28 protein-coding genes are annotated in these 26417 nt (G+C 38.6%); 26 read left to right on the top strand and 2 right to left on the bottom strand.

Annotated features, from left to right (window positions below):
• Nucleotides 1–152: 152 nt before the first annotated feature.
• The 3 genes from mutL to hfq all read left to right on the top strand — a co-directional run bounded on the left by mutL (nucleotide 153) and on the right by hfq (nucleotide 3754).
• Complete coding sequence (mutL, locus tag D7V20_RS01370; protein WP_120382562.1) at nucleotides 153–2201, top strand: DNA mismatch repair endonuclease MutL; 2049 nt, start codon at nucleotides 153–155, stop codon at nucleotides 2199–2201.
• Nucleotides 2202–2207: 6 nt separating this feature from the next.
• Nucleotides 2208–3152, top strand: a complete 945-nt coding sequence (gene miaA, locus D7V20_RS01365) for a tRNA (adenosine(37)-N6)-dimethylallyltransferase MiaA (RefSeq protein ID WP_120382561.1) — start codon at nucleotides 2208–2210, stop codon at nucleotides 3150–3152.
• Nucleotides 3153–3244: 92 nt separating this feature from the next.
• A complete protein-coding gene (gene hfq, locus D7V20_RS01360; RefSeq protein WP_120382560.1) occupies nucleotides 3245–3754 on the top strand; it encodes an RNA chaperone Hfq in 510 nt (169 codons plus the stop codon).
• A 597-nt stretch (nucleotides 3755–4351) separates the two neighbouring features.
• Here hfq and D7V20_RS01355 read toward each other — a convergent pair.
• Nucleotides 4352–5668, bottom strand: a complete 1317-nt coding sequence (locus D7V20_RS01355; protein ID WP_120382559.1) for a peptidylprolyl isomerase — start codon at nucleotides 5666–5668, stop codon at nucleotides 4352–4354.
• Nucleotides 5668–8103 (bottom strand): LPS-assembly protein LptD, encoded by a 2436-nt coding sequence (locus D7V20_RS01350; protein WP_120382558.1) that lies wholly within the window; start codon nucleotides 8101–8103, stop codon nucleotides 5668–5670. The genes D7V20_RS01355 and D7V20_RS01350 overlap by 1 nt, the downstream gene beginning before the upstream one ends.
• A 119-nt stretch (nucleotides 8104–8222) precedes the next feature.
• Here D7V20_RS01350 and D7V20_RS01345 point away from each other — a divergent pair, with 119 nt between their 5' ends.
• The 23 genes from D7V20_RS01345 (at nucleotide 8223) to D7V20_RS01235 (ending at nucleotide 26413) form a co-directional block, all read left to right on the top strand.
• Nucleotides 8223–9236: an aminoglycoside phosphotransferase family protein gene (locus D7V20_RS01345; protein WP_120382557.1), complete on the top strand. Its 1014-nt coding sequence runs from the start codon at nucleotides 8223–8225 to the stop codon at nucleotides 9234–9236.
• Nucleotides 9236–9931 (top strand): N-acetylmuramate alpha-1-phosphate uridylyltransferase MurU, encoded by a 696-nt coding sequence (murU, locus tag D7V20_RS01340; RefSeq protein ID WP_120382556.1) that lies wholly within the window; start codon nucleotides 9236–9238, stop codon nucleotides 9929–9931. Before D7V20_RS01345 ends, murU begins: the two co-directional genes overlap by 1 nt.
• A gap of 133 nt (nucleotides 9932–10064) precedes the next feature.
• The gene (rsmG, locus tag D7V20_RS01335) at nucleotides 10065–10697 is read left to right on the top strand and encodes a 16S rRNA (guanine(527)-N(7))-methyltransferase RsmG (protein ID WP_120382555.1); all 633 of its coding nucleotides are present in this window, start codon (nucleotides 10065–10067) and stop codon (nucleotides 10695–10697) included.
• 25 nt (nucleotides 10698–10722) lie between these two features.
• Nucleotides 10723–11505, top strand: a complete 783-nt coding sequence (locus tag D7V20_RS01330) for a ParA family protein (protein WP_120382554.1) — start codon at nucleotides 10723–10725, stop codon at nucleotides 11503–11505.
• Complete coding sequence (locus tag D7V20_RS01325) at nucleotides 11502–12392, top strand: ParB/RepB/Spo0J family partition protein (RefSeq protein ID WP_120382553.1); 891 nt, start codon at nucleotides 11502–11504, stop codon at nucleotides 12390–12392. The genes D7V20_RS01330 and D7V20_RS01325 overlap by 4 nt, the downstream gene beginning before the upstream one ends.
• Before the next feature lie 35 nt (nucleotides 12393–12427).
• Nucleotides 12428–13060 carry a MotA/TolQ/ExbB proton channel family protein gene (locus D7V20_RS01320; protein WP_120382552.1) on the top strand — a complete coding sequence of 211 codons (633 nt, stop codon included), beginning with the start codon at nucleotides 12428–12430 and terminating at the stop codon, nucleotides 13058–13060.
• Between the two features lie 21 nt (nucleotides 13061–13081).
• Nucleotides 13082–13504, top strand: coding sequence for an ExbD/TolR family protein (locus D7V20_RS01315; protein WP_120382551.1), 423 nt, complete (start codon nucleotides 13082–13084; stop codon nucleotides 13502–13504).
• Between the two features lie 3 nt (nucleotides 13505–13507).
• A complete protein-coding gene (msbA, locus tag D7V20_RS01310) occupies nucleotides 13508–15238 on the top strand; it encodes a lipid A export permease/ATP-binding protein MsbA (RefSeq protein ID WP_120382550.1) in 1731 nt (576 codons plus the stop codon).
• Between the two features lie 6 nt (nucleotides 15239–15244).
• On the top strand, nucleotides 15245–16264 hold the full coding sequence (gene lpxK, locus D7V20_RS01305) for a tetraacyldisaccharide 4'-kinase (RefSeq protein ID WP_120382549.1): 1020 nt from the start codon (nucleotides 15245–15247) through the stop codon (nucleotides 16262–16264).
• Nucleotides 16265–17026, top strand: coding sequence for a 3-deoxy-manno-octulosonate cytidylyltransferase (gene kdsB, locus D7V20_RS01300; RefSeq protein WP_120382548.1), 762 nt, complete (start codon nucleotides 16265–16267; stop codon nucleotides 17024–17026).
• A gap of 90 nt (nucleotides 17027–17116) precedes the next feature.
• Nucleotides 17117–18097, top strand: coding sequence for a DNA polymerase III subunit delta' C-terminal domain-containing protein (locus D7V20_RS01295; RefSeq protein WP_120382547.1), 981 nt, complete (start codon nucleotides 17117–17119; stop codon nucleotides 18095–18097).
• Between the two features lie 26 nt (nucleotides 18098–18123).
• Complete coding sequence (locus tag D7V20_RS01290; protein WP_120382546.1) at nucleotides 18124–18468, top strand: PilZ domain-containing protein; 345 nt, start codon at nucleotides 18124–18126, stop codon at nucleotides 18466–18468.
• 40 nt (nucleotides 18469–18508) lie between these two features.
• Nucleotides 18509–19282: a TatD family hydrolase gene (locus D7V20_RS01285; protein WP_120382545.1), complete on the top strand. Its 774-nt coding sequence runs from the start codon at nucleotides 18509–18511 to the stop codon at nucleotides 19280–19282.
• A gap of 88 nt (nucleotides 19283–19370) precedes the next feature.
• Entirely contained in the window at nucleotides 19371–19985 is a 615-nt protein-coding gene (locus D7V20_RS01280) for a TetR/AcrR family transcriptional regulator (protein WP_120382544.1), read from the top strand.
• A gap of 5 nt (nucleotides 19986–19990) precedes the next feature.
• Complete coding sequence (locus D7V20_RS01275; RefSeq protein ID WP_120382543.1) at nucleotides 19991–20557, top strand: prepilin-type N-terminal cleavage/methylation domain-containing protein; 567 nt, start codon at nucleotides 19991–19993, stop codon at nucleotides 20555–20557.
• Nucleotides 20544–20933, top strand: a complete 390-nt coding sequence (gspI, locus tag D7V20_RS01270) for a type II secretion system minor pseudopilin GspI (RefSeq protein WP_120382542.1) — start codon at nucleotides 20544–20546, stop codon at nucleotides 20931–20933. Before D7V20_RS01275 ends, gspI begins: the two co-directional genes overlap by 14 nt.
• Nucleotides 20934–20941: 8 nt before the next feature.
• Nucleotides 20942–21592, top strand: a complete 651-nt coding sequence (gene gspJ / locus D7V20_RS01265) for a type II secretion system minor pseudopilin GspJ (RefSeq protein WP_120382573.1) — start codon at nucleotides 20942–20944, stop codon at nucleotides 21590–21592.
• Nucleotides 21593–21675: 83 nt separating this feature from the next.
• On the top strand, nucleotides 21676–22641 hold the full coding sequence (gene gspK / locus D7V20_RS01260) for a type II secretion system minor pseudopilin GspK (protein WP_120382541.1): 966 nt from the start codon (nucleotides 21676–21678) through the stop codon (nucleotides 22639–22641).
• A gap of 216 nt (nucleotides 22642–22857) precedes the next feature.
• Entirely contained in the window at nucleotides 22858–23454 is a 597-nt protein-coding gene (locus D7V20_RS01255; RefSeq protein WP_120382540.1) for a 6-pyruvoyl trahydropterin synthase family protein, read from the top strand.
• Between the two features lie 59 nt (nucleotides 23455–23513).
• Nucleotides 23514–24227, top strand: a complete 714-nt coding sequence (gene ung / locus D7V20_RS01250) for a uracil-DNA glycosylase (RefSeq protein ID WP_120382539.1) — start codon at nucleotides 23514–23516, stop codon at nucleotides 24225–24227.
• The gene (locus tag D7V20_RS01245) at nucleotides 24224–25345 is read left to right on the top strand and encodes an enoyl-CoA hydratase/isomerase family protein (protein ID WP_120382538.1); all 1122 of its coding nucleotides are present in this window, start codon (nucleotides 24224–24226) and stop codon (nucleotides 25343–25345) included. The genes ung and D7V20_RS01245 overlap by 4 nt, the downstream gene beginning before the upstream one ends.
• Before the next feature lie 6 nt (nucleotides 25346–25351).
• Nucleotides 25352–25873, top strand: a complete 522-nt coding sequence (gene tadA, locus D7V20_RS01240; RefSeq protein WP_120382537.1) for a tRNA adenosine(34) deaminase TadA — start codon at nucleotides 25352–25354, stop codon at nucleotides 25871–25873.
• 105 nt (nucleotides 25874–25978) lie between these two features.
• Nucleotides 25979–26413, top strand: coding sequence for an SRPBCC family protein (locus D7V20_RS01235; protein ID WP_120382536.1), 435 nt, complete (start codon nucleotides 25979–25981; stop codon nucleotides 26411–26413).
• Nucleotides 26414–26417: the final 4 nt, after the last annotated feature.

Below are 26417 nucleotides of genomic sequence, written 5' to 3'. Positions count from 1 at the left end.
TTTTAAATAAATTAAATTCGATTGAAGCAAACCGATTCAATAGTTTGAAGTACCTATTCGTACAGAGTACATAAGATTTATAGAATACAACGTTATGAAGATTGATCAGGTTTTGATCATTTTTCAGAATCATTATGATTTAGGTTGATTGTATGCAGCGAGAAAATATCAGTTCAAGACGTATCCAGACTTTAGATCCAGCACTGGCAAACCAGATCGCAGCAGGAGAGGTGATTGAGCGCCCATCTTCTGTGGTGAAGGAGTTGCTTGAGAATTCGATCGATGCAGGTGCAACAGAACTGATCATTCGCGTTGCACAGGGCGGTAGTACGCTGATTGAAATCATTGATAATGGGCGTGGTATTCATGCCGAAGATCTTGCATTATCTGTGACACGCCACGCCACCAGTAAAATCCAATCTGCAGAAGAGTTGCAAGCGATTGTTAGTTTGGGGTTTCGTGGTGAAGCATTGGCTTCTATTGCAGCCGTTTCGCGACTGACATTAACCAGCAGCCAAGACGATTCGGGTATTGGTTATCAACTTGAAGTGAATGGTACGGCATTCGACCATCAAGCTATTCAAGCCGTTGCTGCACCGCAAGGTACACATATTCGTATTCAGGATTTGTTTTTTAATGTTCCTGCTCGACGTAAGTTCTTAAAAAAGCCCAGCACAGAATTTGGGCATATCGAAGAAATTGTACGCCGAATGGCGTTAACGCATTTCGATATCCGTTTTGTATTGGAACATAATGAAAATATTCGCCTTAATTTACCTATCGCTGACAGTGGTGAATTGCGCTTTCAGCGTGTGCAGCAATTATTAGGTCGTCAATTTACTGAAAATGCCTATTGGATTGATGCAGATAGTATCAATATGCGTTTATCGGGTTGGTTAGGTCATCCTTCAGATGCACGTGCGCAAGCTGACTTGCAATATGTATATGTGAATGGTCGTATTGTCAAAGATAAAACCATTTCACATGCGTTACGTATGGCGTATGACGGTATTTTACATGGTCATCAACACGCTGCTTATTTATTGTTTTTAGAAGTTGATCCTGAAAATATTGATGTCAATGTACATCCTACGAAACATGAAATTCGATTTCTGAATCAACGTGAAGTACATGAATTTGTACGTCACTATGCTAAAGAAACGCTCGCTCAATTCCAAACAGCAACAGCTGAACTGTCTTCTGCAATGAAACAGGATGAGCAAGCTTCAGCGTGGCAAGTCCCACAACCGCGTTATCAAGAGCAATTTCAATTACATCGTGACACAACTCAGTTACAGGGTGATACTGATGTCCACGTTGAAAATAGCCTAAGCAATGCAGATGGTTTGCATACAAATCAATTTCACCATGATGGTTTAACAGACTTTAATTCAAAACAACCGCAAACTGTGCATTATCAGACGCATCCAAATCAGCAGCAGTACAAAGGTACGCAGCAACTGAATAATGCACTAAAAAGTTATTTGGCGCCTTTACGAGAATATGACCACACAATACAAGGTGCAGAAAATAACTCGCAGGCTTTAACTGATCAAGAATCCTATAATCGTTCAGTGCAAGCGATTGCGCAGCAAGTGGTTTCTCCAATAGATGAATACCCATTGGGGATTGCGATTGCTCAGTTACATGCAATTTATATTCTTGCACAAAATACGGAAGGTTTAATTATTGTTGATATGCATGCAGCGCATGAGCGAATTTTATTACAACAAATGAAATTGGCATGGGATAAACCTGAGTTTTGGACTTCGCAACAGTTACTGATTCCAAAAGTAATTTCGATTACCCGAATGCAGGCCACACGTATTGATGAATTAAAACCGCAGTTAGAAAGATTAGGGCTAGATATAGACCAATATGGTGATGACCAAGTCATTGTCCGAGGTGTACCTGCCATATTGCATAAGGCTGATTTTGAGTCACTTGTACCTGAATTACTCAATGATTTAGATCCAAACGATGAAGCTCAAGCTTTACAACAAAAGCGTGATCATATTTTAGCTGGGATGGCATGTCATGGTGCGGTGAGAGCGCATCGTGTACTGAGTCTTTCTGAAATGAATGCTTTATTGCGCCAAATGGAACAAACAGAATTTGCGAGTCAATGTAATCACGGCCGTCCGACATGGCGTGCATTTCCATTGGCACAATTAGATAAATTATTTGCTCGAGGAGAGTAGTTGTACATGTCAAATCAATTGCCTGTCATCAATTTAATGGGGCCTACTGCAAGCGGTAAAACGGCTTTGGCATGTGAACTATATGAGCAGGGCAATTATGAGCTAATTTCTGTTGATTCTGCGCTGGTTTTTAAAGATATGGACATTGGTACAGCGAAACCTTCAAAAGCAGAACAAGCGCGTTATCCACATCATTTGATTGATATTATTACGCCGCTTGAAGTCTATTCCGCAGCAGAGTTTGTTGAAGATGCTTGTCGTTTGATTGATGACATTCACTCACGTGGCAAAACACCGATTTTGGTCGGTGGAACGATGTTATATTTTAAAGCATTGCTGGAAGGTTTAGCATCAAACTTACCCAGTGCTGATTATGATATTCGCGCTGCGATTGAGTTAAAAGGTGAAACCGAAGGTTGGCAAGCAGTTTATGATGAGTTAAAAGCTGTAGATTCGCTGGCAGGTGAAAAATTTAAGGTGAGTGATAAGCAGCGTATTATTCGTGCTCTGGAAGTTTATAAGATTACTGGGCGTCCAATTACACAACTACAAGCAGAACAACCTCAAAAGCAACCATATCGTTACAATTTTCATAATTATGCTTTGCTACCAGACCGTGTAGAATTACATAAACGTATTGAGATGCGTTTGGAAAAAATGTGGGAAATCGGATTTTTAAATGAGGTGGAGAATCTTATGAAAAAATACGATCCCGATGAAAATTTGCCTGCTTTTCGCTCCGTTGGTTATCGTCAAGCTATTGATTTCTTAAAAAACAGTGATAAGCATCAAGAAAATTACCAAGAAATGTGTGATAAGGCTTTATTTGCAACACGACAATTAGCCAAACGTCAATACACTTGGTTACGTTCTTTGCAAGAATTACATCAATTTAAAACTTTTTTTACGATAAAGCAGGCGCAAGAAGACTTGCGAAACTTATACGGATAAAGCAAAATTTAACAACTATCTTTTTTATAAATTTTAATTGAAAAATAAAGATAGTTTTTGCGCTGATTTTAAAATTTTTTTTGGAGTATAAAATGTCTAAAGGTCAAACTTTACAAGATCCGTTCTTAAATTCTCTCCGTAAAGAACGTATTCCTGTTTCTATTTTTTTAGTAAACGGTATCAAACTGCAAGGTCATATTGAATCTTTTGACCAATATGTGGTTTTGTTGAAAAATACTGTAAGCCAAATGGTTTATAAGCATGCAATTTCAACTGTAGTTCCTGCACGTAATCCACGTCCTGCTGGCGCTCCTGCTGGTGCTCAAGGCGCTGCGGGTGGCTTTGGTGGTCAAGCTGGCGGCTTTGGCGGTCAACAAGGCGGCTTCGGTGGCCAACAAGGCGGTTTTGGTGGTCAAGGTGGTTTCGGTAGCCAAGGCGGCTTCGGTGGTCAAGGTGGCTTCGGTGGTCAAGGTGGCTTCGGCGGTCAAGGTGGCTTCGGCGGTCAAGGTGGCTTCGGTGGTCAAGGTGGCTTCGGTGGTCAAGGTGACTTCGGTGGTGAAACTAAGTTTGAAGATTCACAAGATGATGAAAACAATCGTTAATTTTTGATTGTAGAATCTGATTGTATAAAAAGACGCCGAATTGGCGTCTTTTTTATGCTTTATTTTTGATTGTGTTTGAGTTTAAACCGTCATGACTTAGGTTGAATATAAAATGACGCTATGAGAATAAAAGTTAGTACTCAAATAACACTGGTTTATTCAAAAATATGCGCTGATATGGCTTTTTAGCAAGGCATTAGAGAGATTTAAGGTGCTATGTAGAACACGGTTTAAATTTTGTTGGTGATCACTCTTGGGGGTACATCAGTAGAGAATATGTGCAATAAAAAAATAGAGATAGCTGTAAATAAAATGAATAAGTAAGTCACTATTCACGTTATATGGCACTTTCCATTACAAAAATAATTACGATGGCACTGATCTAGGTGAAACAGTTGATGTTGAATGGAAGCTCTGATCAATTAGGATGCAAAGAGATTATTTTGTTTAAATAAGTTGTCTCTGATCCAATCAGTCGGTACGTTTCATTGTTCAATCAGGTTAGGTATTTGTACGTTATTGTCGTCAGGTTTTGATAGCTTAGATTAAAGTGTTAAAAAAACCAGTTGAAATAACTGGTTTTTTAACATTTAGATTTTAGCTTTCGTTCTTTTTAGGGTCTAAGCTTGGATCTTTAATTTCGATATAGGTATTTGCACGTAATTCTCTTAACCAACTGTCAAATTCTGATTCAAATTGACGCTCACCTAAAATTTGGCGTGCCATGCGTTTTTGGTATTCGCTGGTCATATCTTGTTGACGTGTTTCAGAAACCAAGAGTAAATGCCATCCAAATTGTGTCTCAAAAGGTTTGCTTACTTCGCCTACAGTGGCGTTTTGCATTGTTTTGTCAAACTCAGGCACCATCATGCCTGGGCTAACCCAACCAAGGCTACCACCATCACGTGCTGAACCAGGGTCATTTGAATAGGTTGAAGCAAGGGTAGCAAAATCTTCACCCGCTTTTAAACGATTATACAGACTGTCGATCATTTGTTTGGCATTTTCAGGACTAACCACTTCCGAGGTTTTGATCAGAATATGACGAGTATTGAACTGTGGTATCAAGGCTTTTTGATCGTTGGATTTTTTTTCAATCAACTTTAAGACATGGATACCATCTTTAGCTTTAATTAAATCTGTCGTTTGTCCTGCTTGTAGTGTACTCACACGTGCAGCAAGTTCAGCAGGGATGTCAGATAATGGACGGAAGCCCATGTCTGCGCCATCCACTTTAATTTGAGCTGTGGTAAATTTTTTACCAATAGCATTGGCATCGTTACTGTCCTTTAGCTCAGTACGAACAGATTTAGCTACATTCTCAAGTTCAGCAACAGGTGCATCACCTGCAATTCGCATATGTAGCACATGTGCCTGACTACCAACTGCAGCTTGACCTTCAGGTGATTTTAAGAAGTTTTCAACATCTAAATCAGTGATTTTAATACGTGACATTACTTGTTGTTGGCTAAGTTTTTGAATTAATAAGTCTTCAGAAACTCGATTACGCAATAATTCGTATGTACCTGGTGCAACAGAATCTAATTTTTGCTGGAATGCTTCTAATGAGTTTGAACCTGATTGTTGCGCAATTTTTAAAACAGCTTCATTTAAGCTTTTTTCATCTGCTTTTAAAGCGTATTTTTTAACAAGTTCTAATTGTGCATCACGTGTAATGAGTTGATTTAAAACTTGAACTTGTAAAATATTTTGTGGTGGCACTTCTTTTTTCTGTGCTTGAAGTTTATGTGTAGCTTCAGCAACACCTTGATCCAAATCACTTTTTAAAATTGCAGTTGTACCAACAATAGCGATGATTTGATCGCTTGGTGCAGCATAAGAAAAAGTAGAAGCTGAGATGAATAAAGCCAAGCTTGAAGCTTTAAACAAATTTTTAAATTTTTGCGTCTTCATTAATGTGTCCAAGATTGATTAGCTTTGTCAAAACCTAAAATACGATTTTGAAGTAATGAGCTTAATTTGTTGTTTAAACCACCCAGTCCTTTTAAGGTTAGTTCCGCCATCACTGCGCGTTTAGGTGAGACAGAAGAATCAGTTACATCGTCTAGATCATTGAAATAAGAGCGACCATAGACAGAAACACCCCAGCAACAAGACTCATAATTCACGCCGAGTAGATATTCACGTGCGACATGATTATCAAGGTCATACTGAATATGTCCCATGATGCGCCAATTGTCTTTAATCGGTTGCATAAATGATGCAACAGCCTGATCGTACTTATCTTGACGATCTGGAAGGTTATTTCTATAGAAATAACCGACATTGTAAAGATTGCCTTGTTCACCTGTGTAATACAGCTGGAAGTCATGTTGAGCGCTATCACCATTTGACATCCAAGCCGAATTGGTGCTCAAAGTGAAACTTTGAGAAAGTTGACTTGAAATACTAATGATAGGTCCTGTACGTTTTTCTGTATCGATATTATCGGTGCTGTTTAGCAAAGTAACCCGACGATCATCAAAATAGTAACTTTGTCCGATACTGGCACGTAAACGTTCTAAACCGACTGTATCAAAGAGGCTATAACTTAAACCTAAAGATAAAAAGTTATTGTCTTCTAAACGGTCATGTCCATAAAAGCGGTATGGGCTAAATAATTGATCATAACTGATCGATGCGGAGGTCGAATCAAAGTTAGGATTGTCCTTTTGATTCTTATATGGTGCATAAGCATAGAATGCACGTGGTGTAATCGTTTGTAAAAATTTACCTTCTTTTTCAAAGGTTAAGCCTGTATCTAAAGTGAATTGAGGCACCACGATAGACTTGGTTTTATTATCTGAGCCGAGTCTTTGTTCCGTTTCTTGGTCGTAGAATGTATTTAAACTACGGACAGAAACTTCTGGAATCGCAAATGCCCATGGATTACGGAAATTATAACGTGTTGCAAATTGGTTATATAAACGAGTACCACTTGGCTGACTGATATCTGTTGCATCATTGATATCTTTTTGGAAGTAAGCAGTATCGTTATTAAATTCGTATTCCAAGCCTTGCGGATTACCCGTCACATAATTTAATAAAAATTGGGGTAATCGCGCATATGGTTTATCAACATCTTGAATCGTATCATCCAAAGTCTGGAAATCTTCGACTTTTAACTGCGCTTTTAAGCCAGGAATACCGTGTGCGTAATTTAATTCCCATGCACGTCTTTGGTTAAGTTCTGTGCGAGAGTTTGGGTTGTTGTCTAGATCAGAAAAGAAGTCTTTGTCTGATACGTAGTTATATTCAAAATTAGTTGTCCATTGATTGTTAATTTGCCAATTATGCAAAAAATGGAAGTCTTTACGATCTTCATCGTTATATTCACGGTCTGATGGAAGATAACTTCCCCAAACGCTACCTCTACCATAATTTTCCGTCAGATAGCGGAATTCACCTTGCGCATAGATGCCACGATCTGTGATCAATCTTGGTGTAATTGTTGCGTCATAATTGGGTGCAAGGTTCAAATAAACAGGCACAGCCAGTTCAAAACCACCATCATTGGTAAAACCAAAACCAGGGCTCAATAAACCCGTGGTACGACGATCATCAATTGGGAAATTGAAATACGGTACAGCTAAAACAGGGACATCTTTAACATAAAGTTTAGTACCACGAGTTACACCACGCCCCGTATCTTGGTCCAATTCAATTTGATTGGCTTGAATTTTCCACGTTGGTTTTTCATCAGGCGGGCAAGTGGTATAGCTGGCATTTTCTAAAATAATTTTAGTTGGAGAAGTTCTTTCGATTTTATTGGCATAACCATGTGCATGCGTAACTTCAGCAATATAAAAACTATTGTTTAATTGGCCTGTTTCATCTTTTAGGTTGTAATCAATCTGATCGCTTTGTGCAATGATGCCACCTTGCGCCATCTGCACATTACCTTTGGCTTTGGCAAAAGTTTGTGTTTTATCCAAAGTAACTTCATCTGCACGAATCATACGTCCAGATTGGTCAATCACCACATCACCTGAAAGTATCGAGTCACCATTCGGATTGTAATAGCCTCGATCAGCGGTGATGACAGATGAACCATCTTGAGGATCTACAGCTTTAGACGCACTGCTGAATGGGGTAATCCAAACCCCTTCACAATAACGATTATTTGGACTTTTAGTGTCGCGTAATTGCGCTTCAGGGCTATTTTTATCGACATAATATTGTTCAAAGAAGTTTTGCCCTGCATAACTTTCTTTAATGGCAGCATTGAGTTGCGTATTGTTGACTTCAGAGGCAGTATTTGTCGATTCTGCATAGCTGGATACTGAACTTCCGCAAAGAAGTGTCAAAATAGCAGTCGCTAAAGGATTAAATTTAAACTGATGCTTCATTTGTCTCATTAACCAAATATGCTAATCGCAATTAATTATTGTCGCATCATAGAGAAAAAGTCGATAAGTAGCTACACTTAGCACTTCAAAAATTCAGCCTGAATTAGATTAAATTGCAAATGAATACACAACGTGAACAATTGATACAAACATGGTTAACATCAGTACTCAATTCAGAACAATTTGAAATCCATTTTTTAGCAGGCGATGCGAGTTTCCGTCGTTATGCACGAATTATATTGAATAATAAAACATTTATGCTTATGGATGCACCTCCTGAGAAGGAAGATTGTCGTCCTTTTGTGTCTATTGATGAGTTCTTTGACACAAATGGCGTACGTGTCCCACATATTATTGCTAAAGATTTAGAAAATGGTTTCCTATTGTTGGAAGATTTTGGTGATGTGTTGCTGTCGACACAGTTGAATGATCAAACAGTAGATGCGCATTATGCACAAAGCTTTAAGCAATTGGTGCAATTACAATCAATCGCTGGGGATTCGCATTTACCTGAATATACATATGAAAAGCTCATTTCGGAAATGGAACTGTTGACGGATTGGTTATTGCCTTCATTACAAATCCAAGCAACCTCAGAAGAACTTGCGTTAATTAAACGTACTTTCGCGATTCTTGCCAATGCAGCTTTGGCACAGCCTCAAGTCATTGTACATCGTGATTTTCATAGCCGTAATTTGATGATTTTGGCGGGTGAAACTGAGCAAGGTGTGATTGATTTTCAGGATGCCGTGATTGGTGCAGATACCTATGATTTGATTTCGATTACACGTGATGCTTATGTGCAGTGGAACGCAGAACGAGTTTATCAATGGTTTAAAGTGTTTTATAACTTACTTCCTGCAACTGCAAAACAAGATCGTGATTTTGAACAGTTTAAACGTGATGCAGATCTGATGGCGATTCAACGTCATATCAAAATTTTAGGCATATTTGTGCGTTTATTTGAACGTGATGGTAAGTCAGGTTACCTTAAAGATTTACCACGTGTGATGTGGTATTTACTTGAAGAATCGAAACCATATGCAGAATTACAACCTTTTATGCAATTTATCAATGCTAAAGTGTTGCCTAAATTTGAAGAAAAATATGGAAAATATGAGGTTGTAGCATAATGAAGGCAATGATTTTAGCTGCGGGTTTGGGCAATCGCATGCGACCTTTGACTTTATATCGACCTAAACCACTTTTAGAAGTGGGTGGGAAAGCATTGATCGTATGGCATATCGAAAAGTTAAAAGCCATTGGTGTAACGGAAATTGTGATTAATTCTGCATGGTTAGCGGATCAGTTAATCGGTACTTTGGGTGACGGTTCGCAGTTCGGAGTAACCATTCGCTGGACACGTGAAGACGAAGGCTTAGAAACAGCTGGTGGAATTATCAACGCATTACCATTATTAGGCGTTGAACCCTTTATTTTGGTCAATGGTGATGTTTGGACGACTTTTGATTTTGCTTCATTATTAAATGTAGATTTGGGCGATGATTTAGCTCACTTGGTTTTTGTAAGCAATCCTGAACAGCATCCAAACGGTGATTTTACCTTGCTAGAGGATCGGGCTTATACTTTTGAACAGGAAAAGCAAGGTGAGAACCTGACTTATAGCGGTGTTGCAGTGATTCATCCCAAAATGTTTGATGGTTTAGAAACAGGTAAGCGACCACTTGCACCATTGCTTAAACAAGCTATGTTAGAGGGTAAAATTTCTGCTGAAAAAATGCAGGCAGCTTGGGTTGATGTCGGTACACCAGAGCGTTTAACGGCTTTAGATTTACAAATTCGTCAGGGTGTTTTTGCTGAAGCATGAGTTGGGTGGGGGTTAACTGCATTATAAGTACAGATAAATCTGCTTAAGTGCATATTAACTCATCGTTAACTACTGTTCCACGGGCTAGAAATCGGTATACTTCCAGCTAATTTTTTAGAGATGTTATTTGATTATGCATCCATTTTTTCAAGAGTTAAAGCAAGGCAGCCAAAAGCTTGGCTTAAAACTAAGTGATGAAGCATTGGGATTGTTGTTGCAATACCAAGATGCACTTGTGTTGTGGAACAAAGCTTATAATCTAACAGCGATTCGTGAGCCAAAAGAAATGTTGGTAAAACATTTATTGGATAGTTTGAGTATTTTAAATGATTTGCCAGCAGGTCGTTTACTGGATATTGGTACAGGTGGGGGGATGCCTGGAATGATCATTGCATTATGCCAACCTGAGCGCCAATGTGTGTTATTAGATTCAAATGGTAAAAAAATTCGTTTTCTCAAACAGTTTATTGCCGATCTAAAATTAAAAAATGTGATTGCAGTTCAGACACGTGTTGAAAATGAAGACAGCATTAACGAACTGGGTCAATTTGATGTAATTACTAGTCGAGCTTTTGCATCATTAACTGATTTTGTTGCAGCTTCACAACCTTATATGCATGCAAACAGTATTATTGCTTCTATGAAAGGATTGATTCCAAGTGATGAAGTTGATGCGTTAAAAGATCAGTTCAGTTGCGACATTATTGAGTTGCACGTACCACGACTAGATGAACAACGTCACTTACTTTTATTAAAACAAATTTAGAAAATAGACAAGGATTGGGATTACCATGGCTCAAATTATTGCTATCGCAAACCAAAAAGGTGGCGTCGGTAAAACCACGACAGCAGTGAATTTGGCTGCATCTTTGGCAGTCTTAAAAAAACGTGTGTTATTGGTGGATATGGACTCTCAAGGCAATGCCACAATGGGGTCAGGTATTCAAAAAAATGATTTACTATATTCTGTAACGGATGTTTTATTGGGTGAAACACCGATTGAAACGGCGATCACTAAAGCAGAAGTGGGTTATAAAGTTTTAGGCTCTAATCGTGATTTAGCTGGTGTGGAGTTGGTGATTGCTGAACAAGAAGGTCGTGAGTTCATTCTTCGTGATGCACTAAAAAAAATTGAAAAAGATTTTGACTATATCATTGTTGATTGTGCGCCAAGTTTAAGTCTAATCACAGTCAATGCTTTGACTGCTGTGCAGAGTGTGATGATTCCAATGCAATGTGAATATTATGCTTTGGAAGGTTTGGCAGATCTAACTCAAACCATTGATAAGATTCAGCAAGCACTCAACCCTGATTTAGAAATCATTGGTGTCCTACGTACGATGTATGATGCACGTAATGCTTTAACCCGTGATGTTTCGACAGAGTTGGAACAATATTTCGGGAAGAAGCTTTATGATACAGTGATCCCGAGAAATGTGCGTTTGGCAGAAGCGCCTGCACATGGTTTACCGATTATATATTTTGAAAAAAGCTCTAAAGGTGCAATTGCGTACTTAAATTTAGCAGCTGAAATGTTGAAAAAAAGTAAAGTGAAAAAAGGAAGTAAAGCATGACCGTTAAAAAAAGAGGCTTGGCGAAGGGTCGTGGCTTAGATGCATTATTAGGTTCAATCCAAAAAGAAAAATTACAGCTTGAAGTTCAGGCACTTGATCATGGTCAACTCAAGCAAATTGATGTGACTCAATTGAAGCGCGGGACATATCAACCTCGTCGCTTTATCAATGAGCAGGATTTGCAAGAGCTTGCAGCATCGATCAAAAAGCATGGTGTGATGCAGCCAATCGTGATTCGTCCTGTAGATGATGAAGAATTTGCTTATGAAATTATTGCAGGTGAGCGTCGTTGGCGAGCTGCACAGTTAGCTGGGTTGACCGAAGTTCCTGCGATTGTTCGTGATTTAACAGATCAAGTGGCAATCGCATTGGCATTAATTGAAAATATTCAACGCCAAGATTTAAATCCGATTGATCAAGCATTGGCATTGCAACGTTTCCATGAAGAATTTGGCTTAAGTCATCAAGAAATTGCCGATACTGTTGGTAAAGCACGTACAACCGTGAGCAATTTACTGCGTTTATTGAGTCTTGAAGAAGAAATCAAAGAATTGATGCAACAAGGTCAGATTGATATGGGGCATGCCCGTGCAATTTTGACCATGAAAGCTAAAGATCAATTGCAAATTGCTAAAATTGTCATTGAAAAAAGCTTATCAGTTCGTCAAACCGAGCAATTGGTTCGTGACTGGAACGAACCGAAACAGGAAAAACCTAAGCATCCTCAAGCACCTGATGTGCAACAGCTTACACAAAAGTTGTCTGAGCGTTTTAGTGCAAGTGTGAAATTAGATTACAACAAGCAAGGCAAAGGGAAATTGGTCATTAGCTATAATTCATTGGATGAATTAGACGGTATTTTAAATATCTGTTTAGCAGAACAATAATTTTTAAACGATTTTATAAAATTGGGGAACTGAAGATGTGGGAACTTGTAAAGGCAGGTGGCTGGTTAATGCTGCCATTGGTTTTATGTTCAATTTTTACTGTTGCAATCTCGATTGAGAGGTTTATACGGTTAAAGCGGTCTTTGGTTCTGCCTAAATCATTAATGATGCAAAAAGGGCGTAGTTTAGACGATGTTCTAGATGTGATAGAACAGGATAAGTCTGCGGGTCAAAGCTCGTTGGGTTATATTTTTAAAGATGGAATAGATGCTTATTCTTACGGTGAGGATTATGCACGAGCGCAAATGGAAGCAACGGCATCACGTGAAATTGGCTATTTAGAAAAAAATATTAATTTTCTAGGTACCTTGAGCGCTGTGGCACCATTATTGGGCTTATTGGGCACGGTTGTCGGGATTATTGAATCGTTTTTGGTGATTGATTTAGGTTCTACGGCAAATCCAACCATGATGATTCCAGGGATTTCCAAAGCATTGATTACGACTGCGGCAGGGATGGTGATCGCAATTCCTGCTTTATTTGCGTATCGTTATTTTCAACGTTTGGTTCAAGAATATGTAGCTGAGTTGGAACAACAAGCAACTTTATTTCATGCCGCATTATTTTTTCAAAAACACCATGAAAAAGATCAGAAGAAAGCTGGTTAATCATTCATAAGAGGTGTTTAGATGAAATTTAGACGTAAAACGGTTGAAGATATTCATATCAATCTCACACCGATGATTGATTGCTTGCTGTTTATTCTGGTTATTTTGTTGCTCACAACGACGTTTAATCAGCAGAGTCGTATTAACTTATCGTTACCAGATGCACAAGGTGTTCCACCAAAAGAGTATCAAAACAAGATTGAAGTCATGGTAGACTCAACAGGACATTATGCTGTAAATGGTCAGGCACTTTCGAGTAAAGAGGGTGCAGATTTAAGCACTGCAATTAAACAAGCTGCCAACGATCGTCGTGATCTGATGTTTATCATTGCTGCTGATGCAAAGGCAACACATCAAGATGTTATACGTGTTATGGATGTCGCAGGGCAACTAGGCTTCGTTAATATCAATATTAGTACTAAAGTTCCATCCCGAGGTTATTAATCAGTGAAACAAGATTTTAAGGTCTATATTCGCCTTTTATCGTATTTAAAGCCATATTGGGGAATAGCCTTATTCGTTGTTGTCGGTTTTGGAATTAATGCAGCGACGGAAGTTTCTGTTGCGAAGTTACTTAAATTTATTATTGATGCAATTCAAGGGGGTAACCGTGGTGATTTGGATTGGTTCCCCGTTTTAATTGTATTGCTTATTTTCTTCCGTGGTCTCGGTTTGTTTATGGGGGGCTACTTTACAGCAGTCATCTCTAGAAGTTTGGTGTTTAGTATTCGTCAAGAAATTTACGCTAAGCTTTTAAAACTTCCATCTCAATATTATTTAGACAATTCATCAGGTCATATCACCGCAAAAATCATGTACAACGTGGAGCAGTTGACTGCTGCCTCATCAGAATCATTAAAGATTCTAGTTCGTGATGGTGCAATTACACTTGGTTTAATGGGCTATTTGCTCTATACCAATTGGCGTTTAACACTGTGTATTTTTATTTTTGTTCCACTTATTGGTGTGTTGGTACGTAAAGCGTCTAAGCGTTTACGCAAACTTTCTTTGCAAGTGCAAAATACCATGGGTGATGTCAATCACATCGTGCAAGAAACGGTCAGTGGAAATGCCGTGGTCAAAAGCTTTGCGGGTGAGGAAAGTGAACAGCAACGTTTTTATAAGTCATCTCAAGAAAACTTAAAACGTGGCTTAAAAATGGTTGTTGTGCAAAACCTAAATAGCCCACTCGTACAGTTGGTGATGGCCGTTGCACTGAGTATCATCATTTGGTTGGCATTGCGTCCACAAATTTTAGGGGATACTTCGGCGGGCGAGTTTGTTGCATTTATTACCGCAGCAGGTTTGTTGGCTAAACCAGTAAAAAGCTTGACGGATATTAATGAAAAGTTACAACGTGGAATGGCTGCTGCCTATTCTGTATTTGAATTGTTAGATTTGCCTCAGGAAGAGAATACAGGAACACTGCAACCGACTTTACATGGTGCGATTAAATTTGAGCATGTAGACTTGGATTATAAGGGTGATGTTAAAGCCATACAGGATTTTAATTTAGATATTCAAGCAGGACAAACGGTTGCATTAGTTGGACGATCAGGTGCAGGAAAGTCTTCATTAGTGAATATGTTAGTGCGTTTTCAAGAAATGAGTGCTGGGCAAATCTATCTTGATCAAATTCCAATTCAAGATATCGAACTGACGTGTTTACGTTCTCAGATTGCCATGGTCAATCAGCAAGTGGTGCTGTTTGACAGAACAGTACGAGAGAATATTGCTTATGGGCAATTGAGTAATGCAACGGATGAGCAGGTGATTGCAGCTGCAAAAGCAGCCTATGCACATGAGTTTATTATGGCTTTGCCGCAAGGTTATGATACGCCCCTAGGCGCTCAAGGCTTGAGTTTGTCGGGTGGCCAACGTCAACGTATTGCGATTGCTCGTGCAATTTTAAAAGATGCACCAATCTTAATTTTGGATGAAGCAACCAGTGCTTTGGATAATGAGTCTGAGCATTTTATTCAGAAAGCTTTTGATGCAGCAATGCAGGATGGAGACCGCACCACGATCGTTATCGCACATCGCTTATCAACCATTGAAAATGCGGATTTGATTGTAGTGATGGATAAAGGGCGTATAGTGGAACAAGGTACACATGCTGAGTTGTTGCTACAACAAGGTGCTTATTATCAGCTTCATCAACGTAATTTTGAGGAATAATTGTACATGGCTATTGCGCAAATCATTCAAAATGCTTGGAATAAAAAAGCCAAGTGGTTGATTGTGTTGCGTCCATTGTCATGGCTTTATCAGTTTGGGTTTACCCTCAATAAAAAATTATATCAGATCGGACTTAAGCGCAAATTTAAAGCGCCAGTTCCTGTGATGATTATTGGTAATATTACCGTTGGTGGTAGTGGTAAGACTCCTTTATTAATCCAGTTGGTTAAATATCTCCAGCAACATCAAGTTCGAGTAGGTGTCATTAGCCGTGGCTATGGTGGGCAAGGCCCATTTCCAGCTTTAGTCAATTTGGAATCTGTTCCCGATGTTGTGGGAGATGAACCTTGTTTGATTGTTCAATCCACCAATGTTCCAATGGCGGTTGGTGGTAACCGCCAAGCAACCATTGAACTGTTGATTAAGCACTATGATTTAGACCTGATCATTAGTGATGATGGTTTACAACATTGGGCCTTGGAACGTCAGATAGAATGGATTGTTTTGGACAATAATCGTGGTTTAGGTAATCAGAAAATATTACCAGAAGGCTACCTACGTGAACCTGTAAGTCGTTTAAAGCACAGTACGGTAATTGAGCATGCACAACATCCGCAATCCGAACTAAATATGCATTTGCAAGTCGCAGAACCCTATTTACTCAATCCACTTTTTGATCAATCTGAACGATTTGACGCAAATCAAGATTTTTATGCGGTGGTGGGGATTGGTTTTCCGCAACGCTTTTACGATACTTTAGAAAGTATTGGTGTACACCAGTTCCAATGCCATGAATTTCCAGATCATTATGATTATGAAATTGATGACTTACAATTTGAAGATTTAACACCAATTATCACAACTGAAAAAGATGCTGTTAAACTACTACCTTTATTGAAAAATCATCCTTCATTTAATCGTGAAATTTGGATCGTGCCAGTTGAAGCGGTATTATCTGAACAATGTTATCAGTTACTTAATAAACAACTTACTCAGCTTGGTATTGATTTAATACAAGGTTATTAGATGAAACATATCGTTATTCCTGCTCGTTTTGCAAGCTCACGCTTACCCGGAAAGCCACTTTTAGACATCCACGGCCGTGCCATGATTTTACGAGTAGTTGATCAGGCTCGAAAAGTACAAGGCTTTGATGACTTGTGTGTTGCTACAGATGATCAACGTATTGTGGATTTATGTCATGCGGAAGGCGTTGATGTCGTGATGACCAGTCCAAACCATCCTTCGGGCACAGACCGTTTAAGCGAAGTTGCGCGAATGAAAGGTTGGATGGAGGACGATATTATTGTCAATGTACAGGGCGATGAACCTTTGCTGCCTGCCGAACTGGTGATTCAAGTCGCGAAATTATTGGAAGAAAAACCTCATTGTTCAATGTCAACCTTATGCGAGCCGATACATCAACTTGAAGAATTTCAACGTGATAGTATTGTAAAAGTGGTGATGTCAAAGTTCAATGAAGCCCTCTATTTTAGTCGTGCAACGATTCCTTATGATCGTGAAGGTGTTAAGCAGCTAGAGCAAAAGTTACATCAACATGCTTATCGTCATTTGGGGCTATATGCATATCGTGTGAAACTATTGCAAGAATATGTCACGTGGGATGTAGGGACTTTAGAACAATTGGAAAGCCTAGAGCAATTACGGGTCTTGGAAAATGGTCATCGTATTGCAATTGATGTTGCGCAAGTCAACTTACCACCAGGTGTGGATACGCAGGCTGATTTAGATCGTTTAAATGCCATGGATATATCATCCTTTGCATAAATAGAATCATCATCTTTTTTGGGTATAAATGATACTATTTGTTTGCATGAATTGTGATTTTAAATAATAGTTTTAGTAGGTTAATGATCAATGGATGTTACGCACTCTCAAGTTTATCCATGGCAACAGCCTGTTTGGGAAACGCTTACAGGGCGTTTCCCTCAATTGGGACATGGCTTATTGTTCTATGGCAAAAAAGGGTGTGGTAAACATGCCTTTGCACAACATTTTTTGTCTTGGGTGCTATGTTTAAATAAAACGGCTATCGGTGCTTGTGGTGAGTGCAGCAGTTGTCAGTGGTTGAAATCAGATACCCATCCTAATTATGTCAATATCACAACGGATGAAGACAATAAAAAACAAAATGCCAAAATTAAGATTGAGAAGATTCGAGATCTATTGCCTTTTGTACAACAAACCGTAGATGGTTGGCGTGTCATTGTGATTGAACCCGCTGAAGCCTTAAATACTGCTTCAGCCAATGCTTTATTAAAAACACTCGAAGAACCAGGCGAGCGTGTGCTGATTATTCTATTGGCAGATCATTATCTGAAACTTCCTGCAACGATTCGTAGCCGTTTACAACATTTTGCAATGGATCGTATTACACCTAATCAATCGGAACAATATTTAAAACAGTCTCTTCCTGCTGAAATGCATGCAAAAATTCCATTACTACTGAATTTATCAAATGACATGCCGTTACAGGCTTTGTCTCTTGCTCAGTTAGATTGGTTAAATCGCCGTGCAGAATTTTTGCAGGATTGGCAAAAACTGGTTGTACAAAAGAGTATGCCACTACAGTTTGCAAGCAAGTGGAATAAAGAATTAAGCTTTTCTGATTTTCTACAGATGTTTGAATACTTGTTGTCGGATATAATTTGTGTCAAGCTGAATCAAGTAGTTAAAAATGATGATATAGATCTAAGCCGTATTGCTGAGCAGTATAGCTTGCAAAATTTATTTTTAATGTATGAGGATTTGCAAAAATCCAAGTTGAAAGTAGAACAGAATGTACAAACCAATCTAATTATTGATCAATTATCAATTCAGTTGATGAATGTGTCATAACATTTGAATATGAAAGGGAAATAATCATGCAACCACCACGTATGAACGGTTTAATTCAGGTGAATATTAATGATCGCGCGACATTACAAGCCAGTTATATGCCTTATATTCAGGGTGGCGGATTATTTGTTCCCTCTAAACAAGTCGTAAAAATGGGTGATGAAGTGTTTGTTTTGGCAGGATTACCAGATCAATCACAAAAAGTACCTTTAACTGGAAAAGTCATTTGGATTTCTCAAAAGCAAAATGGGATTAAACCACAAGGCTTTGCAATTCAATTGTCAGGTGAAAAAGGCATGTATTACAAAATGGAAGCAGAAAAAATGCTTGCAGGAAGTATGTCTTTAGACCGTCCCAACTTTACCATGTAAGACGCCTCGGCATTATTTGTAAAATTATTTAGGAAAGATTGTGTTTGTTGATACGCATTGCCATCTCACGATGTTGGATTTAAGCCCATATAATGGAAATCTTGATGCAGCATTGCAACAAGCTCGTGAGGGGGGGGTCTCAAAATTTATGGGAATTTCTGTAGATTTGGATGATCATATTGCTCTTGCTGAAATTGCAGCACGGCATACAGATGTCGGTTATAGTGTTGGTGTGCATCCTTGTGAAGATCCAACAGTCATGCAACGTGCAACAGTTGAAAAGCTGGTTGAGTTGGCGCAAGCGGACAAAGCTTGGGCATTGGGTGAAACAGGTTTAGATTATTTCCACAGTACAGAATTTATTGCTGAACAAAAACAATGTTTCGCGCGGCATATTCATGCTTCGCAAATTGTAAAAAAACCTGTGGTTGTGCATACACGTTCGGCCAAGCATGATACTGTAGATTTAATTCGAGCTGAGCAATCTACCCATGGAATTTTACATTGTTTCACCGAGGACTGGGAAACTGCAAAAGCCGTACTGGATTGTGGTTATTACATTTCTTTTTCAGGAATAGTCTCTTTTAAAAACGCTCAAGACTTAAGAGATGTAGCAAAACAAGTCCCACTAGATCGAGTCTTGATCGAAACGGATAGTCCTTATTTAGCACCTATGCCATACCGCGGTAAAACCAATGAACCTAAGTATGTTCCTTATGTCGCTAAAGCCTTAAGTGATGTATATGGTAAATCACTAGAGGAAATGGCTTTCATTACCACACAAAATTTTGAAAATCTGCTTAAACAAAACTAATGAAGCGTCTGCTGATATTGCATAATTGGCTTGCGTTGTAGGCAAATGATTAACGGATACAATAAAGAAGAGAGTTTATCGGGTGAAGATGGATCGACAGGCTCAATTTAGAGCAAGAGAAGCGTTAATTTTTCAGGTGGCTGAACAATTGCTTTTAGAAAATGGTGAAGCGGGGATGACTTTAGATGCGCTCGCTGCTGAACTAGATCTCGCAAAAGGAACACTTTATAAACATTTTCAAAGTAAAGATGAATTGTACATGTTGTTAATTATTCGTAATGAACGCATGTTATTGGAAATGATTAAAGACACTGAAAAAGCATTTCCAGAACATTTGGCTTTTTTTATGTTGCATCACTTACACCATCCTGAAAGAGCTGTATTGTTCCATCAAATAGAAGAGCGTTTGTCTACCACTGGGCAGGGGATCTATCATCTATTTAATGAGCTTTATCAAATACGTAAACAGCGTCTCCGTCTGATTATTCGAATGACCGAAAGTTATTTAGAATCAATTCAAAGTTTAATGAGTGTACGCGATTATTTGGCATCGATTTGGTCAATCACCCACGGTGCTGCGGCGATTCTTAATTCAAGTTTTTATCAACGCTATCTAGGTTGTCGTGACACATTGCGCGTTGCACTGATTGATCAAGCCTTAGCGATACCGAAGCATCCGCAATCTTCTGAGCAGGTTGCATAATTTAAATGAAATCTTTGCCATCATCTCACACAGTTCGAGGTTTTACCTTAATCGAGGTGATGGTTGTTATCGTGATTATCAGTATTATTGCATCATTAATTGTGCTCAATATCGATGGTTTGGATCAACGTAAAGCGATGCAAGCACGTGAAATGTTGTTGCTTGATTTAAAACAAATCAACCGTGAAGCGAATGATCAGTCTCGTATTTATGCTTTAGATTTGCAAAATGCAACGGATGTGACTGCGGCACAATACGGTATTATTGAGTATCTTCCTGCACGTTCAGATACACGATCTCCAATTCAAGTGGTTGAAAATAAGCCTTGGAAAGAAGTAGTTGATTTTCAAAAACGCAGTTTGCCAGATCATGTGTCATTTGTGATAGATAGCGCAGATCATCAATTTCAAAATGCAAATAATACAGATTTATTGGGAAATAATGCACCGAAATTAATTTGGTTTGGCAATGGTGAGGCGAAGCCTGTCACGATTCAAATGTATTATGATCAAAACCCTGTGGGTGGCGTGATACGTGTTGATTATTTGGGTAAAGTAGATGAAGAAAAATAAAGGCTTTACGCTGATCGAAGTGGTTGTTGCATTGGCAATCTTTGCAGTTGCAGCAATGGCGCTCACTAAAGTGGCAATGCAATATACACAATCTACAGCCAATTCAATTTTACGAACCAAAGCACAGTTTGTTGCACAGAATGAAATTTCTCAAATGATCATTAATAAAGAATGGTTAACGGGAACATCTTCTAAACAAATTACATCCCAAGGCGAAACGTGGCAGGTGGATAAGACAGCGGAAGCGACCATTAGCCCAGATGTACAAAAAATAGATGTGCAAGTCAGTCTTTTTAATCAAGATACGGGTAAAGTCGAAGCGGGCATCACCAATATGGTGTTTTTTAATTACCCTATAAAAGAAAAACAATCGTGAATGTACAGATGCAAAATAATCAAACTTTCCCATATGAATCGAGTAAATCTGATGTATCGAAAAGATCTGGTTTTACCTTAATCGAACTATTGGTAGCGATCGCGATTTTTGCAGTACTTTCAGCATTAGGCTGGAAAATTTTTGATTATTTGATCAAGGTGAAAGACCGTAATGCAATGCATGAAGAAAATTTAGGTCAATTACAAAGTGCTTATCAACAAATTCAACGAGATACTCTACAAATGATCCCCATTACAGCAAACAATGGGGGGACTATGGAACCTGCTGTAACGTTAGACAATCAGCGTTTATCCTTTAGTAAAGCAGGTGTCACGGATCCGCTTAAACAAGGCATATCGCCTTATGAGCGTGTTGAGTATCGTTATAATCAACAAGAAAAAAAATTATATCGTTTAAAATATTCAAATCTTAATCGGGTACGTTCAGAGCAACCTTTGTCGAGTGTATTATTGACTGATGTTGAGCAATTTCAAATTGATGTATTAAATCCAAATGAATTAGAGCGTTGGCCAAGTGAAAATACAAATGATATGAATCAATTACCAGCGGGTTTGAAAATTAAAGTCATGATTCGAGATGTGGAGTATGAATGGATTTTTAATCTGTTAAATACTGATTTTTTAAATAAAAGTGCTTAAATATTGCTTAAATATAAGTATTTTAAAATATTGGGTCACTTAACAATTCAGGTTCAGGTATTTAAACCGTTGGGTAAATCGTTATGCAAATAAAGCAGCAAAAAGGAATTGCATTAATCACGATACTGGTGATGGTCGCATTGGCAACCATTATTGCTGCAACAATTGCAAAAAGACAAAACTATACCAATGAAAGTACAGCATTTTTAAAACGACAAAGTCAGGCAGTGTTTTATGCAAAAAGTGCAGAGTCTTTTTTTGCTGAGCTTTTAGCGCAAGATAGTCAAAACAGTAAAGAAGCTGATTATTTACAAGAAACATGGGCAAAACCGATGCCTGCATTTCCAGTTGAAGATGGTTATGTGACTGGAGAATTGACTGATGAGTCTGGTAAGTTTAATTTAAATAGTTTGCTAAATGCTGAAAATAAGCCGAACCCTGTGGCTCAAGCCTATTTTTCTAAGCTTTTGGTTCGAGTGGGGTTGCCTGCGGATCTGTATCAATCGGTGATTGATTGGCAAGATCCTGATGATGAAACTATAGGTGCGATGGGTGCTGAAAGTAATTATTATCAAGGTTTAACAACACCCTATTTGGCTGCAAATCGTAAGTTTGCTAGTGTTGATGAATTAAAACAGGTACGGGGTTTTGAAGGAAAAAATTTTGATTTGATTGAACAATATGTTTCTGCTTTGCCTGATATTACAACAAAAATTAACGTAAATACTGCGCCAGCAATGGTTCTGGCAGCCATGGATGAAAGTTTAGATGTAAATGCGGTTAAAAGCGCTTTGGAAGCGAGGCAAACCAAGCTAGAGTATTTTGCCAATGTGAGTGAGCTGTTAAAAATGCCCCCATTTGACGGCTTAAAAGATAAAGATTCAGAGATACTGAAAAGTCCTGAGCAAATTTTTGCTGTCAAATCTAATTATTTTAAAGCGCATATTGAGGTTTTATTAAGTAACAGAAAGCGTCAATTTAGTAGTGATTTGATGCGAAATGATAAAGGGCAAGTTTTTATTTATGCACGGAGTTTAGCGCCATTTTAACTTAAGAATTATAATATTATCAATAAAATCAAAATTTTACCTAATGTTGGTGGAAGGTTGGTTGTATAAACAAACATTCGTTACTATCTTGGTTTTTAGGATTTTAAGCGGTTTATACCTTTTGCCTATTGCATTGAACGGTAAATTTAATGCTCAGCATGCGACTTTTGCTTTATAATCGAGACTCTAAACAGTTTTGTTTGTAAAATTTGGCACATGTTAATTCGTAAGTTATTCAAGTTTGAAAATGCACATATTGTGCGTAATTGCACTTCAGATCGTTGCAAACGGTCTATACATGGGCACAGCTATAAAGTTGAGTTATTGCTAAAAGCTTCGAAACTTGATCATGGTCAAATGGTTTATGACTTTGGTTTGCTGAAAGGTGTAATCAAAGAAATTTTTGACAGTTTTGATCATGCAATCTGTTTTTGGCAAGACGATAACTCAGAATATATCCAAGCCTGTAAGACTTTTAGTGCACGTTGGGTTGCTTTACCTGTTTCACCATCGGCAGAGCAATTTTCAAGAGTATTCTTCTTCCTTGCGCAGGAAGTTTTAAAATCGACCATTACCCAAAATGGGGAAGGTGATGTTGAAGTGTATTCTGTGATTGTGCATGAAACGGATACAGGCTATGCGCAGAGTTTTCAAGAAGACATTGAAAATGCGCAAATGGGCTTGTTGAGCTTGGATCAAATTGTATTTTCAGATCAAGTGCAAGCTGAATGGAGTGATCCAGAAATGTATGAAAAATTAAAGCAAGGAATTCAATTCCAAAATCCTGAAGTGGATTTACAAGTTAAAGTTTAATGAGTGGTTTTAGAGAGAAACCATGTTACGCATTGATGAAAGATTTAGGATGAAGATAAATGCAATTGACTGAAATCGAACAAACAAAATTAAATCAAGTTCGATTAGATCAAAGTTGGAAAGAGGGGTTGGCAAACTTTTTACTCAGTTCGCAAATGGATGAGTTAAAAGCTTTTTTGGTTGCAGAAAAGAATGCCAATAAGCTGATTTATCCACCAAGCTCACTTATTTTCAATGCTTTTGATATTACCCCTTTGTACAATGTCAAAGTTGTCATTTTGGGGCAAGATCCGTATCATGGCCCTGATCAAGCGCATGGATTGAGTTTTTCTGTACAGAAAGGATTGGCTCTACCTCCATCTTTACGTAATATTTTTCATGAATTAAACACTGATTTGGCTGTACCTGTGTCTAAACATGGTGATTTAACCAAATGGGCACAACAAGGTGTACTTCTATTAAATAGTGTACTGACCGTTGAGGCAGGACAGCCAACATCACATCAAAAACGAGGTTGGGAAAATTTTACCGATCACGTGATAGATGTGTTGAACGAACGCAGAGAGCATATCGTATTTATCCTTTGGGGTGCTTATGCTCAGAAAAAGGGACAGCGTATCGATCAAACGAAACATCTCGTATTAAAAGCTGCTCACCCATCTCCATTGGCAGCAAATCGTGGTGGTTTTTTTGGTTGCAAAGCTTTTTCTAAAACAAATAACTACCTGAAACAACATGGCATTGAGCCAATAGACTGGCAGCTGGACGCATGACAAATTCTCCCGAAACAAATGATTATCACCCAGATCTGATTATTGAAGAAGCAGCACAAGGATGGCGGATTATTCGTTTGAACCGCCCAAAATCTCTGCATGCACTTGACGAGTCAATTGTTGCAGCACTGTTGAAGTTGTTTGAAGATTTTCACCATGATGATGCAGTTAAGGCGATCTGGTTAGATTCAACCACACCAAAAGCTTTTTGTGCGGGTGGCGATGTTCGTAAACTTCGTCAATTGGTCATCAATAATGAGGTTGATGCTGCCAATCGCTTTTTTGAAACAGAATATGCACTTGATTTGTTATTACATAACTACGCTAAGCCGATTGTGGTATGGGGTGAAGGTTATGTAATGGGTGGTGGGCTTGGGTTGTTTATGGCAGCGCCATTCCGTTTAGTCACGCCGTATTCTCGCTTAGCAATGCCTGAAGTAAATATTGGGTTATACCCAGATGTGGGGGCGACACGCTTCTTAGCCGACCGTGGTCAAATTGGTTTATTTACTGGTTTAACAGGTTCAATCATGACTGCAGCAGGCGGTTATGGGATTGGGTGGGCGACGCATATTTGTGATACGCAACGTAATGTGGTTTTGCAGAAACTTATTGATATCGATTGGGATCATTATCCAGCAGGAGACTTCCGCGCAATCGATGATACCTTGAATAGTTTGCATCGTCCGGTTTCTCCTGGACCGCTACAAAACTCATTAGATGTGATTCATAGTGTTTGCCGTGGTGTAAATTTCCAACAGGATTATGAAGCAATCATTGGTTTAAGTGATGCACGCAGTGATTGGTTACGCCAAGCCAGTGAAAACTTGCAAAAAGGTTCTCCAAGTACAGCAGCAATTACATGGTTGTTATGGCAATGGGGACGCCAAGTGCATGCTTGGGGTGAAGTCTACGAGTTGGAAAAGCAAATTTCTGACTGGAAAATACGTCATCCTGATTTTGTTGAAGGTGTTCGTGCTCGTTTGGTCGACAAAGATTTATCTCCTGAGTGGGAGCAAGCGGAATCAATGACATTGGTGGGGATTCTGGCTCAAAACCCACCTGTGACTACGATTGAGAGTTGGAATGCACTATTACGCCAATATGGCGTAATTTAGGCTGTTATGTCTGAAGAAATTCAACAATACAGCATTGATGAACAATGGATGCAGCAAGCTTTCGAACAAGCTGCATTCGCTGCTTCTATTGGTGAGATTCCTGTCGGTGCGATCATTGTGAGTCAAGGTCAAATTATTGGTCGAGGATATAATCAACCAATATCCCAACACGATCCAACAGCGCATGCTGAAATTCAGGCGTTGCGCGATGCATGTCAAAATATTCAAAATTATCGGCTTCCTGAAGATGCAACACTCTATGTAACTTTAGAGCCCTGTACAATGTGTGTAGGTGCATTAATTCATTCACGTATTCAGCGAGTAGTTTTTGGTGCGACTGAACCCAAGGCAGGGTCATTGGTGAGTAGTCGGCAATTGTTAGAATCAGGTTACTACAATCATGTTTTTAAATTTGAAGGTGGATGCTTACATGAACAATGTTCATTGCAGCTCTCAGATTTTTTTAAAATGCGTCGTGAGCAAAAAAGACAACTAAAATTACAACAAAAGCCATTAATTGATCGATAAAAATAATTTAGAATAATCCTGATTTATAATGACAATCTAAATTGTCAAAAAACCGTTATTTTTAAAACATCCTATCTAAAACTAAATATAGCAAAGGCGAAGACAATGAATTCAATTCAAGTGAAACAAGAGTTTGATGCACCTGTAGCACAAGTGTTTGACTTACTTTCAAAACATGCAACGTATAATATCGCATTTGCACCTGTACAGGTTGTGCGTGTAAAAGATTCAGCAGATACTGAACGTCCTGATGGTTTAGGTTCGATTCGCCGTATGGGATTCGGCCCAATTAAACCCATTCAAGAGCAAATTACATTACTGGATGTAAATAAGCGTATTGAATATAAAATAATTAATAATCCGCTGATTAAGCATCACTTAGGTATGATTGAGTTTAGTGAAATTTCTCCAAATAAAACATTGGTTAGTTATACGATTGAATTACAAGCACGTGCACCATTTGTAAGTAAATTAATACTTGCACAGCTCAAACTTGCGATTACACTTGGCTTTAAGAAACTCGCAAAATCTTTTGTTTAATTGG

Source organism: Acinetobacter rongchengensis (assembly GCF_003611475.1).
Lineage (GTDB): Bacteria > Pseudomonadota > Gammaproteobacteria > Pseudomonadales > Moraxellaceae > Acinetobacter > Acinetobacter rongchengensis.
This window is presented reverse-complemented; position numbering and strand designations above follow the sequence as displayed.

Bases quoted from the DNA above. Each gene is read 5' to 3' on its own strand.
- D7V20_RS01295 (WP_120382547.1), top strand. From the start codon at position 17,117: ATGGATGTTACGCACTCTCAAGTTTATCCATGGCAACAGCCTGTTTGG.
- gspK (WP_120382541.1), top strand. From the start codon at position 21,676: ATGCAAATAAAGCAGCAAAAAGGAATTGCATTAATCACGATACTGGTG.
- D7V20_RS01245 (WP_120382538.1), top strand. From the start codon at position 24,224: ATGACAAATTCTCCCGAAACAAATGATTATCACCCAGATCTGATTATT.
- D7V20_RS01315 (WP_120382551.1), top strand. From the start codon at position 13,082: ATGAAATTTAGACGTAAAACGGTTGAAGATATTCATATCAATCTCACA.
- D7V20_RS01290 (WP_120382546.1), top strand. From the start codon at position 18,124: ATGCAACCACCACGTATGAACGGTTTAATTCAGGTGAATATTAATGAT.
- D7V20_RS01355 (WP_120382559.1), bottom strand. From the start codon at position 5,668: ATGAAGACGCAAAAATTTAAAAATTTGTTTAAAGCTTCAAGCTTGGCT.
- D7V20_RS01330 (WP_120382554.1), top strand. From the start codon at position 10,723: ATGGCTCAAATTATTGCTATCGCAAACCAAAAAGGTGGCGTCGGTAAA.
- ung (WP_120382539.1), top strand. From the start codon at position 23,514: ATGCAATTGACTGAAATCGAACAAACAAAATTAAATCAAGTTCGATTA.
- kdsB (WP_120382548.1), top strand. From the start codon at position 16,265: ATGAAACATATCGTTATTCCTGCTCGTTTTGCAAGCTCACGCTTACCC.
- lpxK (WP_120382549.1), top strand. From the start codon at position 15,245: ATGGCTATTGCGCAAATCATTCAAAATGCTTGGAATAAAAAAGCCAAG.
- mutL (WP_120382562.1), top strand. From the start codon at position 153: ATGCAGCGAGAAAATATCAGTTCAAGACGTATCCAGACTTTAGATCCA.
- D7V20_RS01280 (WP_120382544.1), top strand. From the start codon at position 19,371: ATGGATCGACAGGCTCAATTTAGAGCAAGAGAAGCGTTAATTTTTCAG.
- gspJ (WP_120382573.1), top strand. From the start codon at position 20,942: ATGCAAAATAATCAAACTTTCCCATATGAATCGAGTAAATCTGATGTA.
- murU (WP_120382556.1), top strand. From the start codon at position 9,236: ATGAAGGCAATGATTTTAGCTGCGGGTTTGGGCAATCGCATGCGACCT.
- tadA (WP_120382537.1), top strand. From the start codon at position 25,352: ATGTCTGAAGAAATTCAACAATACAGCATTGATGAACAATGGATGCAG.
- hfq (WP_120382560.1), top strand. From the start codon at position 3,245: ATGTCTAAAGGTCAAACTTTACAAGATCCGTTCTTAAATTCTCTCCGT.
- D7V20_RS01255 (WP_120382540.1), top strand. From the start codon at position 22,858: ATGTTAATTCGTAAGTTATTCAAGTTTGAAAATGCACATATTGTGCGT.
- D7V20_RS01235 (WP_120382536.1), top strand. From the start codon at position 25,979: ATGAATTCAATTCAAGTGAAACAAGAGTTTGATGCACCTGTAGCACAA.
- miaA (WP_120382561.1), top strand. From the start codon at position 2,208: ATGTCAAATCAATTGCCTGTCATCAATTTAATGGGGCCTACTGCAAGC.
- rsmG (WP_120382555.1), top strand. From the start codon at position 10,065: ATGCATCCATTTTTTCAAGAGTTAAAGCAAGGCAGCCAAAAGCTTGGC.
- D7V20_RS01320 (WP_120382552.1), top strand. From the start codon at position 12,428: ATGTGGGAACTTGTAAAGGCAGGTGGCTGGTTAATGCTGCCATTGGTT.
- gspI (WP_120382542.1), top strand. From the start codon at position 20,544: ATGAAGAAAAATAAAGGCTTTACGCTGATCGAAGTGGTTGTTGCATTG.
- D7V20_RS01275 (WP_120382543.1), top strand. From the start codon at position 19,991: ATGAAATCTTTGCCATCATCTCACACAGTTCGAGGTTTTACCTTAATC.
- D7V20_RS01345 (WP_120382557.1), top strand. From the start codon at position 8,223: ATGAATACACAACGTGAACAATTGATACAAACATGGTTAACATCAGTA.
- D7V20_RS01325 (WP_120382553.1), top strand. From the start codon at position 11,502: ATGACCGTTAAAAAAAGAGGCTTGGCGAAGGGTCGTGGCTTAGATGCA.
- D7V20_RS01350 (WP_120382558.1), bottom strand. From the start codon at position 8,103: ATGAAGCATCAGTTTAAATTTAATCCTTTAGCGACTGCTATTTTGACA.